Source organism: Duffyella sp. Ts4 (genome assembly GCF_051851875.1).
GTDB classification, from domain to species: domain Bacteria; phylum Pseudomonadota; class Gammaproteobacteria; order Enterobacterales; family Enterobacteriaceae; genus Duffyella; species Duffyella gerundensis.
Map to the genome: position 1 here is coordinate 124,773 of NZ_JBLYPN010000001.1, position 15,055 is coordinate 139,827.

Here is a 15,055-nt window from a genome sequence, read left to right on the forward strand (position 1 = left end):
CGCGTGTCAGATGATTTTTCGTATGTTACAGGGCCTTTATGGCCCTTTTTTTATCTCTGATCTCCGCCGTGCGGTGCCAGTGCGGCCTTCAGCGCCTCAATAAACAGCGTCACCCGCTGCGGCAGAAAACGCACGCTCGGCAGCACTGCCCAGACCGACAGCGACTGCGGAGTGGCATCCTGCAACGTCACTTCTTGCAGCAGGCCCGCGGCGATCTCCTGCGCGACATCCCATCGCGTCAGCTGCGCTACGCCCAAACCCTGTACGCATAAAGCACGCACCGCCTCAACGCTGGCCGAGCTGAAACGGCCATCAACGCTGACGCTGCTTACCTGCCCGTCAATCTCGAATGACCAGTGCAGCAGGCTGGAGAGGCGCAGGCAGTGATGATCGTCTAGCTCGCGCAGGGTACGCGGTGTGCCGTGCTGCGCCAGATACGCCGGTGAGGCGCAGAGTATGCGTGGATTAGCGGAGATACGCCGCGCAATCAGTGACGAATCACGCAGCGGCGCGACGCGTACCGCCACATCAATGCCACGGCTAACGATATCGACCACCTCGTCTGCAAGCTGTAAATCGATGCGCAGTTCGGGGTTGGCGGTCAATAAGGCAGGAATCAACGGCAACACATGACGTCGACCGAGGCCCGACGGCGCGGTAATGCGTAACAGGCCGCCCGCGCCTTTGGTGTCGGGCAGAAAGCGGGCTTTGGCGCTCTCTTCTGCTTCCGTCATGGCGCGGGCATAGGGAATAAACTCAGCGCCTTCCTCGGTAAGCGAAATGGCGCGCGTGGTGCGTTGAATCAGCCGCCGGCCGATCTCCTGTTCCAGCGCTGCCAGGCGACGAGACACTTTCATCGGCGCCAGATTAAGCCGTCGCGCCGCCTGCGCAAGGCTGTGGCTTTCGGTCACGACCAGAAACAGCCTGACGTCATCAATGTTCATTGGGTATCGCCTGTGCAAGGGGAAGTGTTGAGCCTCTTACGGCTCTGATCAACGCTGATTATATCCAATTTTGATATTCTGGCTTATCAGCAGCCGGGATTTCTTCATCACTCTGGCCGGATTATATTGCAGTACGAGATAAACCGACCCGGAGCGAGCATGTCCACGTCCCCTCTTTTTCACGCAGCAAAGATCAACCAGCTACAACTGACCAACCGGCTGGTGGTGGCCCCGATGACGCGCGTAAGCGCCTCGGAAGATGGCATCGCCAGTGAGCGCATGGTGCGTTACTACGAAGATTTCGCGCGCGGCGGTTTCGGCCTGACGATCAGCGAAGGCATTTACATCGATGATCAGTGGTCACAAACTTACGCCTTTCAGGCTGGCATCATTAATGCCCGTCAGGCAGAAGCCTGGCGTAAGGTCACCGACGCCGTGCACCGCCAGGGCGGAAAGATCCTGGCGCAGATCCAACACGCCGGTGCGCTTTCTCAGGGCAATCATTACCAGCAGGAGACCGTTGCCCCCTCGGCCATTCAGCCGCTGGGCGAACAGCTGCCGTTTTATCGTGGTGAAGGCGATTATCCGCAGCCTCGCGCCCTGAGTGACGCTGAAATTCATCAGATTATCAGCAGCTTCGCCGATGCTGCCGAACGCGCGATAAAGGATGGCGGATTTGATGGCATCGAAATTCACGGCGCCAATGGCTATCTGCTGGATCAGTTTCTCACCCGCTACACCAATCAGCGCAGCGATAAATGGGGTGGCGATACCGCCGGGCGGATGACGTTAAACCTGGCGGTGATCGCCGCGGTACGCGCACGTATTGGTGATACGGTGCCGCTGGGCATCCGTATTTCGCAGGCTAAGGTCAACGATTTTCAGCATAAATGGCAGCATGGTGAGGAGGATGCGCGCACGGTATTCAGCCTGTTGGGCGATTCAGCGATTGATTATATTCATGTCACCGAGCATGAAGCCTGGCAACCGGCATTTGCGGAGAGCCCACTTTCCCTGGCGGCGCTGGCACGGCAGTTTGCGCCGGGCAAAATCCTGATCGCTAACGGTGGCCTGCATCAGGTGGATAAAGCAGAGCGGCTGCTGGATCAGGGCGCCGATCTGATCGCCCTTGGCCGTGGCGCGCTGGCTAATCACGACTGGCCGCAGCGGGTTAAAAACCAGGCACCGCTGCGCGAATTCGATCGCACCCTTCTGGCGCCGATCGCCGATATCAAAGCCAGCGAACTGCCATCCTGAGGCCGTTGCCGGGCGCTGTGCTATCGCAGTCGCCCGGCGCCGATCGCCAGTAAAGAGAGAACGATCAGCGCCCCGCCTGGCGCCAGCACTACCCAACCGGCACGCTCGACATAGGGCATGCCTTCGGCCAGTAGTCGTCCCCATTCCGGCAGCGGCGGCGCGGCGCCCAAGCCTAAAAACCCCAGTGACGCCAGCGCCAGCGCAATGCCCGGCACGCGCAGCATGGCGTGGCGAAACAGCGGTCCGGCCACCGCAGGCAGCAGATAACATAGCCCGGCGCGCAGTGGGCCAACGCCCAGTATCGGCAGCATCTGAACCCATGCGCGCGCCCGCGCCTCACTTAATAACGCCGCGGTATGCGCCGCCAGCGGTGCCCAGCTCACCACGATCACCGCCAACACCGCGCCGCCTGCGCTCGGTCCGGTTAACGCCGCCACAATCAGCCCGGCCATTACCGGCGGCAGTGCGTTTGCCGCCTCAATCGGGCCGCTGCAAAAACGCGGAAAAAAACCGGCCAGCAGGCCGATCAGCAGGCAAATTAGCGCGGCGACAAACGCCATCACGCAGGTATGCAGCGTGCCGTGTGCCACCCGCGCCAGCAGATCGCGGCCCATGGCATCAGCACCAAACGGCAACGCCAGCGACGGTGGCTGCAAACGCGTAAAGCCTGACAGATAAGGATCGCGCGTTAACCCGGCCAACAGCAGCAGGCAAAATAGCGCCAGGCACAGCGCGGTCAGCCAGATGGCGCCGTGGGAAGATGGGGTGCGGTTAATGGCGGGCGTTGGCATCGCGCCGCCGCGCAGCGCCCGTCCGAGCAGCAGCTGTCGCAGCGCGCTGGTTAACAGCCCTGCCACCGCGGCCAGCAACAGCATAATCAGCACGCCCGCCTGCAATGCGGGCAGATCCTGCGCCGCGGCAGCGCCGAGCGTGGCGCGACCGATGCCCGGAATGGCAAAGACTTTTTCCACCGCAATGGCGCCGCCGGTCATCGAAACTAACACCAGGCTCAGCAGCGGCAGCACGCCCGGCAAAGCCCGCGTTAGCAGCGCCAACAGCAGATGACGACGTGCAATGCCAGCCACGCTCCAGGTCAACAGCCATTTTTCGTTCAGCGATTCACTCAAGGCATCAGCAAACATTCGTCCCAGATAGCCACCGGCCGGAATCCCCAGCGCCAGCGCAGGCAGGATCACATGCTGCACGCCCTGCCAGCCGTAAGGTGGCAGCCAGCGCAGCCATACCGCGCCGACGATCAACAACACGGTGGCCAGCAGAAACTCCGGCAAGGTGGTCAGCGTCGCCGCCGCGATGCCTGAAGAGACCCGCGGTTTTCCATGCAGGCCGCGCCACAATACCGGCAGGCAGAGTGCCGCCGCCAGCACGGCGGCAACCAGCGCCGCCGCGGCCATCAGGGTTAACGAGACGCCGGCAGCCTGTAACATGCCGGGCAGCACAGGCTGACCGGAAACCCACGACACGCCCGCATCGCCCTGCAGCAGCTGCCACAGCCAGTGGCCAAACAGCGACAGCGGGCCACGATCGAGGCCCAACGACTGACGAATCGCCGTCAGGGTTTCCGCCGTCGCCTCCTGCTCGCCGGAACGGGCGCGCAGCAGCGCCAGTGCCGGATCGCTGCCGGAAAGCCAGGGCAACATGCCCACGATCAGCAGAATGCCAAAGAAGGTCAGCAACCTGGAGAGCAATGTTAGCCGGTGCGGCGTACGCACAAGCGTGGCGCAGGTACGGCAGTAAAGGGATTCACTCATGGCGCGGTGGGCACCAGAACGGTGGCTTCATCGATCAACATGCGCTCACGCGGATCGCGCAGCGCACCGTGCAGCTGCGGATTTTCGCCCTGAATTACCCGCTCATGCAGCAGCGGGATCGCCGCGTCGCTGGCCAGAATCAGCTGTTCAGCAGCCACGATCGCCTTACGACGCGCGGTGCCCGCTGGCAGAGCCGCGGCCTGCTCCAGCGCGCGGTCGATGGCCGGGCGGCAGAGCTGAGCAATGTTAAAGGATCCTTTGCAGCTGAAATCGCTGTAAAGATAGGCGACCGGATCGCCGGAATCGAGCACCGTGGCGCGCGAGAGAATAAAGGCATCAAACTTACCGGCCAGCGCATCCGCCTCAATTTGCGCATATTCACGCACCACCTGCTTAACGGTAAAACCGGCGGCGGTCAGCTGTTGTGCCAGATAGACCGCCACTTCAGGCAGCTCCGCGCGGTCACTGAAGGTGGCCAGCGTAATGGTCTGGCCCTGCGGCGCGCGCGCGGGCGTCGGTTCGCTTACCGGCTGGCGTAATTGTGCTGCCCACGGCAGCGCCGGGCCAAGCAGACCCTGCGCCACATCGGCACGTTTTTCATAGACATTATCAACCAGCTGCTGGCGATTGACCGCATTACGCACCGCGGCACGCAGCCCGGCGTCGTGGAATGGCCCGGTTTTACTGTTCAGGTAGAGCGTATTGGTGCGCGGCATCGGGACTTCATGCACCATGGCGGGATCGAGCAGCGCCACCTGAGAAACCGGAATCGCCTCGACGATATCTGCCGTACCGGTGCGCAAGGCCGCCGCCCGTGCCGTGCCGTCGGGCACAAAGCTGACGTCAATGCCTGCGGCCTGCGCTTTGTTGCCCCAGTAATCGGCATGGCGATCGAGCGTGGCGCCGCTGGTGCCATTAATGCGTTTCAGCACAAAGGGTCCGCTGCCGGCGTTAAGCGGATTGATGATCCCTTTCTCACCGTAGGCCGCGCGCGACAGGATCGCCAGCTGCGGGCTGGAGAGCCGCTGCGGCAACAGCGGATCCGCCGTGGCGGTGGAAACGATCACCGCGTTATCACCGTCGGCGCGCACCTGCAGATCCACGCCGTCCAGAATGCGTGGCTTTGGCGCATACGTCGCGGCGGTACTCAGCGCGTTGACGACTGCCGCCGCATTCAGCGGCGTGCCATCATGAAAACGCACCCCCTGACGCAGCGTCAGCCGCCAGGCATGGTTCTTCAGCGGTTCCCATCGCGTTGCCAGCCCCGGCTGCGCATCGCCCGCCGCATCAAGTACGATCAGGGTTTCCGCCGTACGCCAGCGTGACAGTTTAAACGCGTCGTCACTGAGCGGCGTCAGCCCGGAACGCGGCGGCTGCAGCATAGCGAGATGAATTCGCCCTTCTCGATCCTGTGATGAATCAGACTCATTAAAGCAGCCCGCCAGCAGCGTGCCGAGCGTCAGTATCAGGGCCGGGCGCAGAAGCGATGTCATGGAAATATCCTTATAGTGAAATAACGGGGATCGCCTGCAGAAGCTGGCAGGTTTGTGGATGGTGCGGTGCAGCAAGCAGATCGTCGGTAGCACGATCTTCGACGATCTCACCGGCGTGCATCACCAACAGGCGATCGCACAGCCCGGCCAGCGCCGAGAAATCATGTGACACCATCAGCAGGCCCATGCCCTGTTCGCGCGTCAGCCGCTGCAACAGGCCTTTCATCTGCTCACGCAACGGCAGGTCGAGGCCGCTAACCGGTTCATCAGCCAGTAAAAAGCGCGGCTCTGGCGCCAGCGCCCGGGCAATGGCCACCCGTTGTGCCTGGCCGCCGGAGAGCTGCCCCGCCGGTACATGCAACAGCGTGCGCGGCAGCTGCACCCGATCGCACAGTTCCGCGACCCGCTGGTGCACGTTTTGCAGGCCGAGCAAATGATGCAGCGGTTCGGCAATCAGCTGCGCCACGCTGTGATGCGGTGCCAGCGCACTGGCGGGATCCTGCGGAATGTATTGCACGCGGCGTCGATACCAGGCAAGTGACGCCACCGAGGCCGGGGCGATCGCTCTGCCTTCACAGCTCATCGCGCCGCGGTCGGCTGCGTCCAGCGCCAGCATCACTTTTAACAACGAGGTTTTTCCGCTGCCGGAGGCGCCTACCAGGCCAACGGTTTCCTGGGATTGCAGACGGAGCGATATCTGATTGAGGATCGGCGTGGCTGCTGAATGGCGCTGCCAGAAAGATCGCGGCGCAAAGCGGCTGATGTTATCCAGATGAATAAAATCGTTAGCAATCATCCGGCCAGCGCCTGCCGCGCGGTGAGGATCAGATCGCTGTTCTGACGCGCCGCGGCGATCAGCGTGCGGGTAAAGGGCTGTTGCGGCGACCGTAAGATGCGCTGCATGCTGCCGTTTTCGATCGCCACGCCCTGCTCCAGGATCACTACCCGCTGGCAGAGCCGCGCGGCCACGGCAATATCGTGCGTAATAAACAGCAGCGCCTGCTTGCCTTGCTGCAACAACGTGGTCACCTGCTGTTGTGCCACGACGTCCAGCGCGGTGGTCGGCTCATCGGCGACCAACACACTACTGCTGCTCAGCAGCGCCATCAGCGCACAGATACGCTGACGCTGACCGCCTGACAGCTCGCCAGGGTAGCGATCGCCCAGACCATGCAGGCCTGCGGCATCAAGCAGCGTGCTCAGGCTGCCCTGCTTCGCACTGCCCGCCACCCATTTCAGCTGTTTAGCCACCGTAAAAAGAGGATGCAGTGCCGAAGCAGAATCCTGAAAGATCGCCGCTACCCGGCCCGCGGTACTGCGCTGTAACGCAGGCTGGTGGGCAACATCGATGCCATTAACCAGAATCTCACCGCTGACCACGATACCTGGCGGCAGCGTGCCGGTTAATGCCTGCGCCGTCAGCGATTTCCCACTGCCTGACGCACCCAACAGGCAGAGCCGTTCTCCGGCGTACAGCAGAAAGCTGAGATCGTCGATCAGGATTTTTTGCCCTGCGCGGAGGGTCAGATTGTTAACCTGTAAAACAGGCTGCTCAGAAAGGATCATAGTTACGGTGACGAAAAGGTTACGTTGATTATGTTATAACATAACATATCAAGGTATTGCCAGCTGATGCAAAACATTTCGCGCTGCGCCTGTTTGCCTTGTTTAGCTGAAAAGCCACTGAACTGCGAAGATTTTTAGCGTTAGCCCGGCACAGAGTGCGAAGTTATTTAGGCGGTAAAATTTAGAATGTCTGTTTTCCCTGCAAACGGAATAACCATGAACGACGTTATCAACACCTTTGTTACGCATCGCAGCGAACGCAGCTATCTCGATAAAGCGATTCCGGAAGAGATCCTCACCAATATCATCGAATCCGCTTATCACGCGCCCACCTCCGTGCACTCGCAGCAGATCTCGCTGATCGTTACCCGCGACAAAGCCACCAAAGAGAAACTGGCGGCACTGTGCGGTGGCCAGCCGTGGATTGCGCAGGCGCCAGTGTTTATTACCTTTGTGATCGACCTGCATAAATCAGCGGAAGGCATCAAGCTGACTGGCGAACAGCAAATTGCGCATGAAAGCATCGAAAGCATCGTTTCCGGTAGCCTCGACGCTGGCATCGCGCTGGGTACCGCCATGGCGGCAGCACGGGCGCAGGGTCTGGGCATTGTGCCGATTGGCGGCCTGCGTCGCGATCCGCAGGCGGTCGCCGAACTGCTGAACCTGCCGCCGCTGACCTTCCCGGTGAATGGTTTGGTGCTGGGTTACGTGGATGAACCGGCTGAGCTTAAGCCGCGTCTGCCGATGGCCACATTCCGTCATGAAGAGCGCTACAGCAGCGAAAACCTGCTGGAGAACATTCAGGCGCACAATCAGCAGCTAACCGATCACTGGCAGGCGATTGGCCGTGACGGCGGTGAGGACTGGAGCCACACCGTTGCCAACTACTACAAAAATATCTACTTCCCGGCGGTGCGTCCTGCTCTGCTGAAGCAAGGTTTTGGCATCGATAAGTAATCTCCACGGGCGGTGCCGAGTGCCGCCCGTTTTGTTGTCATCTTTTTCAGGCAGGCTGTGCCTGTTTTCCGGCGGGATATTCCCGCCGCTTTGTTATGGGAAAAATTTATGGTGCATTCTGATCAACCGGCGCAAAAGCCTGCATGGGGCGCCGTGTTCGCCATGTCGTTTGGCGTGTTTGGCCTGATTACCGCCGAGTTTCTGCCGGTGAGCCTACTGACGCCCATTGCCGACAGCCTACAGGTCACCGAAGGCCAGGCGGGACAGACCGTCACGGTTACCGCCCTGATGGCGCTGTTTACCAGTCTGGTGATTTCGCTGGCGACGCGCCGCATCGATCGCCGCTGGGTGCTGCTGGGTTTCTCGTTGATTCTGGTGGCCTCGAATCTGCTGGTGGCCTTTGCCGACAATCTGCATGTGATTCTGGCCGGACGCCTGCTGCTGGGTATCGCCATCGGCGGCTTCTGGACGCTCTCGACCGCGACCGCCATGCGGCTGGTACCCGCCGAACAGGTGCCGAAAGCGCTGTCGATCATCTTCAGCGGCGTGTCGCTGGCAACGATCATCGCCACGCCGTTGGGCAGTTTCCTCGGCGATATCATCGGCTGGCGCAATATCTTCCTGCTGACCGCGCTGCTGGGCGGCCTGGCGTTTATCTGGCAGTTTTTCTCGCTGCCAGCGATGCCCGCCGATCGCGAAAAACGGCATGGCAGCATGCTGTCGGTGCTGATGCGTCCCGGTATGCGCTGGGGCATGGTGGCGATCATTATGCTGTTCACCGGCCACTTCGCCTTTTTCACCTACCTGCGCCCTTTTCTTGAAACCGTGGCGCAGGTCAATGTGCACGCCCTGTCGCTGATCCTGCTGGCCTTTGGCGTGGCAAACTTTGTTGGCACTTCGCTGGCCGGTTATCTGCTGATGCGTAATCTGCATCTGACGCTGGGCGGCACCACGCTGCTGATGGGCATCATGGCGATTCTGCTGGCGGTGTTTGGGCATAATTCCCTGCTGGATGGCCTGTGCATTGCACTGTGGGGTATGGCGTTTGGCGCGATTCCGGTTGGCTGGTCAACCTGGATCACCCGTACCGTACCTGACGAAGCGGAAACCGGCGGCGGCCTGTTGGTTGCCACTATTCAGCTCGCCATTACGGTGGGTGCTGCGGCCGGAGGTTGGGTATTTGATGCCAACGGCGCACGCGGCGTGTTCTTTGCCAGCAGCGTGCTGATCCTGCTCGCCTCGATGACCATTTTTACCCGCTTACGCCAGCGCGCCTGAGCATTGTGCGGCCTCTTTCGGGGCCGCGTGAAAGAAATTGATATAAAGATGATGTTGTTGAATGGTTGAAAGCGGCGTTAACTGAGTCAGTGATCGTTAACACGGGGCAAGGCTATTGACTCTACCGGAGGCAAAATGATTATTGCCCAGATTTCAGATATCCATGCAGCCGCTGACAACGACAACCTGCAGCGTCTTGAGCGGGCCCTCGCCTGGCTGGCAACGCTGGCGCCCGATGCGCTGGTGCTCACCGGTGATCTGGCGGATAACCGCCACTGCGAGCACGACCTGCTCGCCGCCTGCCTTAACGCCGTGCCCTGGCCGCTGTTTATCCTGCCCGGCAATGCTGATAACCGCGATCGGCTGCGCGCCACGTGGCCCGAGCGATTCGTTGACAAGCGGCCTGCGCTGCACTTCACCGCGGACATCGGCGGCATCCGTCTGATTGGCCTGGATTCCACGCTGGAAAACAGCGATGCGGGCAGCGTTGCCGCACATCTCGGCTGGCTTGACCAGGCGCTGAACGCGTCGCCTGCTCTGCCATCCATCCTGTTTTTACACCATCACCTTTTTCTTTGTGGCATTCCGGGCATTGATAACAGCATCTGTCACGATCGGCGGCAGCTTGAAACGCTGCTGCGTAACAGTATGCGACCGCCGTTGGCTATCGCCTGCGGGCATGTTCATCGCCCAATGATGAGCCTGTTTGCCGGGATTCCCGCTTACGTCTGCGGATCGGTTTGTGCGGCCAACCCGCTGTGGTTTGGCGCCGATACGGTACCGCCGGTTAACGATCCGGTTTATCTGCTGATTCATCGCTTCAATGATGGCGAGCTGGTGAGTTACCACGTTGCGGTTTAACGCCGCGGCAGCCAGCTTGCTCTTTCTGTCCGACATCTACGTTTCATGAGGATAAAGAATGAAAAGCACGGGCAATACGTTTTTGATTACCGGCGGCGGTACCGGCATTGGACTGGCACTGGCCCAGCGCTGGCACGATATGGGTAACCACGTCATTATCACCGGTCGACGCCAGCAGGTATTACAGGATGCCGTTGCCGGTCGCGAACGCATGACGGCGTATGCGCTGGACGTTACTGCGCCGGACGCGATTGACCGCTTTGTACAGCAGGTGATTGCTGATCATCCCGCCATCAATATTCTGGTTAACAATGCCGGTATTTTCAGCGCGGAAAAGGTCACTACCCGGCGTGATATCAGTGATGCAGAGCGGATGATCGAAACCAATATTGTTGGGCCAATGCGCCTCACCAACGCCATGATCGATCATCTCAGCGGTCAACCCAATGCGGCGCTGATCAACGTCTCTTCCGGCCTGGCATTTGTGCCCTTTCCTGCTGCGCCAACCTACAGTGCCACCAAAGCGGCCCTGCACGCCTGGACAGCGGCCATCCGTCCACTGCTGAAAGACAAGGTGGAAGTGATTGAAATTGTACCGCCGCAGGTACAAACCGAACTGACACCGGGTCAGTCGCAGGATGCCAACAGCATGCCGCTGGATGCGTTTGCCGACGAGGTGATTGCGCTGCTGCATGCCACGCCAACGCCTGCTGAAGTTTGTGTCGAGCGCGTGCGCTATTTCCGTGAGGCGGAAGCCAAAGGCCAGTTTGACGAAGCGCTGCAGATGTTGGCGCAGTACAGCTAAGATTGCGGGAAATCCAGGGCGAAAAGCAGGCTTCATGCCGATCGCCCTTTTTTCTGTTTGGCGCTTTTTTTGCCAAAGTTAATGGAACCGGATTAAGAATTATATATGTATGTTGTAACTATGGATGATCGCTACACCTGCTGCTTATCCTCGCCTGCCTGCTGCCCTCGCTGACGCTGGCAAAATCGGTGGCGGTGAACCTGCAAGCCGCCTGTGATATTGAACAGCTTGAGCTGAAACTGATCGACCGCCAGCGAGCGCCCTACGACATTTTCATGTTCGAAGTGCAGATGACCCTCACCGAAGCCGCTGCACAGCGTCGCTCGACCGTGACACGAGAAAATATGCGGCAGGTGCTGGCGCTGTCACTCAATCACGTTCCCCTCACCTCGGCAACGATTCAGGGCGTGCTGGGTGCAAACATACGTGTCGTCATCACAGCAGAGATCGCACAACGGCTGCTCCCTGCCCTGTAGGATAAGCGCTGCCCGCTTAACGCAGCAGCTGCCACTGCTGATACGCCTGATTGACCTGCCGTGGTGACGTGAGCCACACCGCTGGCCCCTGCCAGCTCATGCACCACTTTGCGTTACGTCGGGTTTTTGCCGGCATCACGCGAGTAATATAATTCAGCATTTCCCACGTCACCCTGTCGTTGTCATCATTAACCCCGCCGTAGCGGTGCTTTTGCCACAGCGTACGCGCCAGATAGCGCCGCAGGCTGGTTAACGTAGAAACCTCCAGCACAATTAATCCGGTCGCCCGAGCAAGCCGAGCCGACAGCAGTCCGGTGTAATTTCCCTCCATTACCCAACGCGGTTCAGCAATTGCCTCAGCGTGCAGCGCATGAAACTCTTCTGTGGGCCGCATTTGCCAGGCGGTGTCGGGATAATGATGCAGCCTGTCGAGATACACCACCGGCAGTGCACGTTGCCGACCAATAGCCGCGGCAAGCGTTGATTTGCCGCTGTTCGACGGGCCGATGATCACGATACGCTCACCCAGTTCTGCTAACGACCGCATAAACACCTTTCTCCATGACAAAAAAAAGAGGCCGCAATCATGCGACCTCTTTTCATGTTAATGCAACTATCACGGCTCTTCGATGCGTTCCGCATTCAGCGTGGTACCAGGACCTTTGCCCTTCACGTAGCCACTGACGCGTACTTTATCTTCAGCCGTATACTCTTTGCCTTCAAAGATTTTTTTCGGTGCCATGATAACCATGGTGCCGGTCTGATCGCGGAAATCGTAACGGTTATTACCGTGATCTTTGATGATGTAGCCTTCCAGCGTAACCCACGCATCTTTGCGCATATCACGGGACGCTTTTACCGTGCCCTGACCGGTATCTTCAGAACCTTTATAACCGGCATCCTGCTTGTGCTGAGGCGGTGGCGTTTCGCCCGCTTTGAATCCACCCTCTTCGGCGTTAACCGACAAACTCACCACGGTCATCAGTGCCGCCAGCGTAATTTTCTTGTACATGCTGTCTCCTTTCTGTACGCCGGAACGCCCGGCATCAAACTCACTGACTTAAGCCTGGCACAAATTTCTATAAGTTGTGGATTGAACAGGTTAAAAGCTGCTGACTGGCTAAAAAAAAAGCCCCGCGTTTCGGCGGGGCTGATATTAACTTAACGCATTTTATTTCAGGCGGAACGCCATCACTGCATCACCCGGTGTGGTGCCCATCGAACCGTGACCGCCGGCGGCGATAACAACGTACTGTTTGTTGTCATTGCCCATATAGGTGGCTGGCGTTGCCTGGCCACCGGCTGGCAGCTCGGTTTGCCACAGGATCTCGCCGGTATTGATGTCATAGGCGCGGAAGAAGTTATCTGCCGTTGCACCGTGGAATACCACGTCACCTGCGGTTACCAGCGGTCCACCGTGTGCCACCATGCCCATTGGGAAACCAATCGGGAAGCGGCCAGGCATGAAGCTGGTTTTCAGGTTTTTAGTGGTGCCCACGCGGCGCAGCCATTCGGTTTTACCGGTTTTCAGATCGACACCTACCATACGGCCCCACGGTGGCGCGATACACGGAATGCCCAGATCGGAAGTGAACTGCTGAATCTGAATGGCATAGTCGCCCTGGAAGTTTTCATTCCAGTAAGGCGTGCCATCTTTGCCCAGCAGACGCTTATCCGCGGTTTCCGGCGTACGCTTCAGCAGGTGATATTTATAAGCCAGACGCACCGGAGCGGCGATCAGAATCTGACGCTCCGGATCGATAGCCACTGAACCCCAGTTGAAGACACCAATGTTACCCGGGAAAACAATCGAGCCTTTCTCGGTGGCTGGCGTCCATGGGTTACCGTCGTAGCGCATGGCGTGGAACTGCGTGCGGCAGGACATCTGATCAAACGGCGTAATGCCCCACATCGATTTCTCGTTGATCGGCGCCGGAATGAAGTTCAGGCGCGATACCGGCTGCGTTGGCGAGAAGGTTTCGCCCGCTACGCCGCCGGTGGTGGAAACATCGACCTGATTAATCGGATAGATCGCCTGGCCGGTCAGACGGTTCAGCACAAACAGGTTGCCGGTTTTGGTCGGCAGAATCACCGCTGGCGCACGCGTGCCCTGATAATCGATATCCATCAGCGAAGGCTGCGACGGATTATCACGGTCCCACAGGTCATTTTTCGATGACTGGAAGCGCCATTTAAAGGTACCGGTGTGCAGATCCAGCGCCACCAGCGTATCGCGGAACTTCTCCACGTTGCTGTTGGCATCACGACCACGGCTCAGCTCATCCGGCGAGGCGTTGCCAAACGGCACGTACACCAGACCATTTTTCACATCGGCGCTCAGCGTTGCCCAGGCAACCGGCGTGTCATACGGATAGTTTTCACCGGCGGCAATCGGCTGAGTTTTTTCCGGATTAGCCGGATCAAAGTTCCATACCAGACGACCGCTTTGCGCGTCATAGGCGCGGATCACGCCAGAAGGGTTGCCGGAATGGAAACCGTTGTCCATTACTGAGCCGCCGACGATTACCAGATCGCCCGCCACCAGCGGTGCCGACGTCTGCATCAGTGCATGTGGGCGCACCGTGCCCATATTGGCGCTCAGGTCGATCATGCCGTTATTACCAAAATCGGCACACAGCTTGCCGGTATCCGCATCCAGCGCAATCAGCTTCGCGTCGGTGGTGGCATTGAAAATGCGCTTACGGCACATTGCGGGTGCCGCACTGACGGTGGCATCCGGGGTGGTCGCTGCAGGTTTCGCTGCCGCTGCCGCATCGTAATAGCTCACGCCACGACAGGTTTGGTGCTGTTGCAGGTAAGAGCGGTTTTTCTCAGGCTGGTATTTCCATTTCAGCGCGCCGGTTTCCGGGTTCAGCGCATGCACTTCATTGTGCGGCGTACAGAAATAGAGGCTGTTATTGACCTTCAGCGGCGTCGCTTCAAAGGTATATTCGCCCGCATCTTTATCGGCATCACGCAGATCGCCGGTGTGATAGGTCCACGCCAGTTCCAGGTTGCTGGCGTTGTCTTTACCAATCTGCTTCAGGCTGGAGAAACGCAGGCCGTTATCGCTGCCGCCGTAAGCGGTCCAGTCGTTTGCGGCGCCCTGGCTTTCACTGGCCGTACGCGGATTCGTGATATTGCCCGCCTGCGGATAGGGATCGTAAAACATCATGCCGATCACGATAGCGACCATCACCAGCACGGTAGTGCCGAGGAACGGATGGAAACGACGCGGTGAAGAGGATTTATAGAGCGGCGCAACCACCCACGGCATCGCCAGCCAGACACCAATCAGGCCGATCAGATCGCCGCGTGGGATCCACTGCCATTTGTCGAAGCCGACTTCATAGATAATCCAGAACAGTACGATCCACATCAGCAGCGCATAAAGCGACAGCGCGATGCGTTTGTTGCGGAATAGCGTCCAGGCGGTAATTAACAGCCCGAGCGCCATAATGGCATAGAATGGCGACCCGCCGGCAAGCAGCAGTTTTCCGCCCATATACAGCATGGCCACGCCAAGAATGGCGATGACAATACTGGTAATTTTGTTAAGCATTCAAATCCCTCGATGATCGCGAAGCGCGTGTCGGTGCCTTACGAAATCTTACATTTCGCCTACAGAAGTTTAACGCCGATCACAACT

The 15,055-nt window shown here is 59.1% G+C and carries 14 protein-coding genes; 6 read left to right on the forward strand and 8 right to left on the reverse strand.

The annotated features are described in order from the left end of the window. Positions 1-50: 50 nt before the first annotated feature. Positions 51-944 carry a LysR family transcriptional regulator gene (locus tag ACJY2L_RS00555; RefSeq protein ID WP_439212034.1) on the reverse strand — a complete coding sequence of 298 codons (894 nt, stop codon included), beginning with the start codon at positions 942-944 and terminating at the stop codon, positions 51-53. Positions 945-1,103: 159 nt separating this feature from the next. Here ACJY2L_RS00555 and ACJY2L_RS00560 point away from each other — a divergent pair, with 159 nt between their 5' ends. Then, positions 1,104-2,201 (forward strand): oxidoreductase, encoded by a 1,098-nt coding sequence (locus ACJY2L_RS00560; protein ID WP_439212036.1) that lies wholly within the window; start codon positions 1,104-1,106, stop codon positions 2,199-2,201. Positions 2,202-2,221: 20 nt separating this feature from the next. On the opposite strand, the gene ACJY2L_RS00565 is transcribed toward ACJY2L_RS00560, so the two are convergent. Genes ACJY2L_RS00565 through ACJY2L_RS00580 form a run of 4 tightly spaced genes read right to left on the reverse strand, consistent with a single transcriptional unit; the run spans position 2,222 to position 7,029 of the window. Continuing rightward, positions 2,222-3,970 carry an ABC transporter permease subunit gene (locus ACJY2L_RS00565; RefSeq protein ID WP_439212037.1) on the reverse strand — a complete coding sequence of 583 codons (1,749 nt, stop codon included), beginning with the start codon at positions 3,968-3,970 and terminating at the stop codon, positions 2,222-2,224. After that, positions 3,967-5,463: an ABC transporter substrate-binding protein gene (locus tag ACJY2L_RS00570; RefSeq protein WP_439212038.1), complete on the reverse strand. Its 1,497-nt coding sequence runs from the start codon at positions 5,461-5,463 to the stop codon at positions 3,967-3,969. Before ACJY2L_RS00570 ends, ACJY2L_RS00565 begins: the two co-directional genes overlap by 4 nt. Positions 5,464-5,473: 10 nt before the next feature. Beyond that, positions 5,474-6,259 carry an ABC transporter ATP-binding protein gene (locus ACJY2L_RS00575; protein ID WP_439212039.1) on the reverse strand — a complete coding sequence of 262 codons (786 nt, stop codon included), beginning with the start codon at positions 6,257-6,259 and terminating at the stop codon, positions 5,474-5,476. Next, positions 6,256-7,029 carry an ATP-binding cassette domain-containing protein gene (locus tag ACJY2L_RS00580; RefSeq protein WP_439212040.1) on the reverse strand — a complete coding sequence of 258 codons (774 nt, stop codon included), beginning with the start codon at positions 7,027-7,029 and terminating at the stop codon, positions 6,256-6,258. The genes ACJY2L_RS00575 and ACJY2L_RS00580 overlap by 4 nt, the downstream gene beginning before the upstream one ends. A 216-nt stretch (positions 7,030-7,245) precedes the next feature. Between ACJY2L_RS00580 and ACJY2L_RS00585 the strand changes: the two genes are divergently transcribed. From ACJY2L_RS00585 to ACJY2L_RS00605, 5 genes are all read left to right on the forward strand, one after another. After that, on the forward strand, positions 7,246-7,986 hold the full coding sequence (locus tag ACJY2L_RS00585; RefSeq protein ID WP_264289237.1) for an NADPH-dependent oxidoreductase: 741 nt from the start codon (positions 7,246-7,248) through the stop codon (positions 7,984-7,986). A 108-nt stretch (positions 7,987-8,094) separates the two neighbouring features. Beyond that, the gene (locus ACJY2L_RS00590) at positions 8,095-9,264 is read left to right on the forward strand and encodes an MFS transporter (protein WP_439212041.1); all 1,170 of its coding nucleotides are present in this window, start codon (positions 8,095-8,097) and stop codon (positions 9,262-9,264) included. A gap of 135 nt (positions 9,265-9,399) precedes the next feature. Continuing rightward, positions 9,400-10,125 (forward strand): metallophosphoesterase, encoded by a 726-nt coding sequence (locus ACJY2L_RS00595; RefSeq protein ID WP_439212042.1) that lies wholly within the window; start codon positions 9,400-9,402, stop codon positions 10,123-10,125. Positions 10,126-10,183: 58 nt separating this feature from the next. Further along, complete coding sequence (locus ACJY2L_RS00600; RefSeq protein WP_439212043.1) at positions 10,184-10,930, forward strand: SDR family oxidoreductase; 747 nt, start codon at positions 10,184-10,186, stop codon at positions 10,928-10,930. A gap of 188 nt (positions 10,931-11,118) precedes the next feature. Next, on the forward strand, positions 11,119-11,406 hold the full coding sequence (locus ACJY2L_RS00605) for a hypothetical protein (RefSeq protein WP_439212044.1): 288 nt from the start codon (positions 11,119-11,121) through the stop codon (positions 11,404-11,406). 16 nt (positions 11,407-11,422) lie between these two features. Here the strand turns inward: ACJY2L_RS00605 and ACJY2L_RS00610 are convergent, their stop codons facing one another. From ACJY2L_RS00610 to ACJY2L_RS00620, 3 genes are all read right to left on the reverse strand, one after another. Beyond that, on the reverse strand, positions 11,423-11,953 hold the full coding sequence (locus ACJY2L_RS00610; protein ID WP_439212045.1) for an isopentenyl transferase family protein: 531 nt from the start codon (positions 11,951-11,953) through the stop codon (positions 11,423-11,425). 69 nt (positions 11,954-12,022) lie between these two features. Next, positions 12,023-12,418: a YgiW/YdeI family stress tolerance OB fold protein gene (locus ACJY2L_RS00615; protein WP_439212046.1), complete on the reverse strand. Its 396-nt coding sequence runs from the start codon at positions 12,416-12,418 to the stop codon at positions 12,023-12,025. Between the two features lie 159 nt (positions 12,419-12,577). Continuing rightward, a complete protein-coding gene (locus ACJY2L_RS00620) occupies positions 12,578-14,968 on the reverse strand; it encodes a membrane-bound PQQ-dependent dehydrogenase, glucose/quinate/shikimate family (protein WP_067430584.1) in 2,391 nt (796 codons plus the stop codon). Positions 14,969-15,055 lie beyond the last annotated feature (87 nt).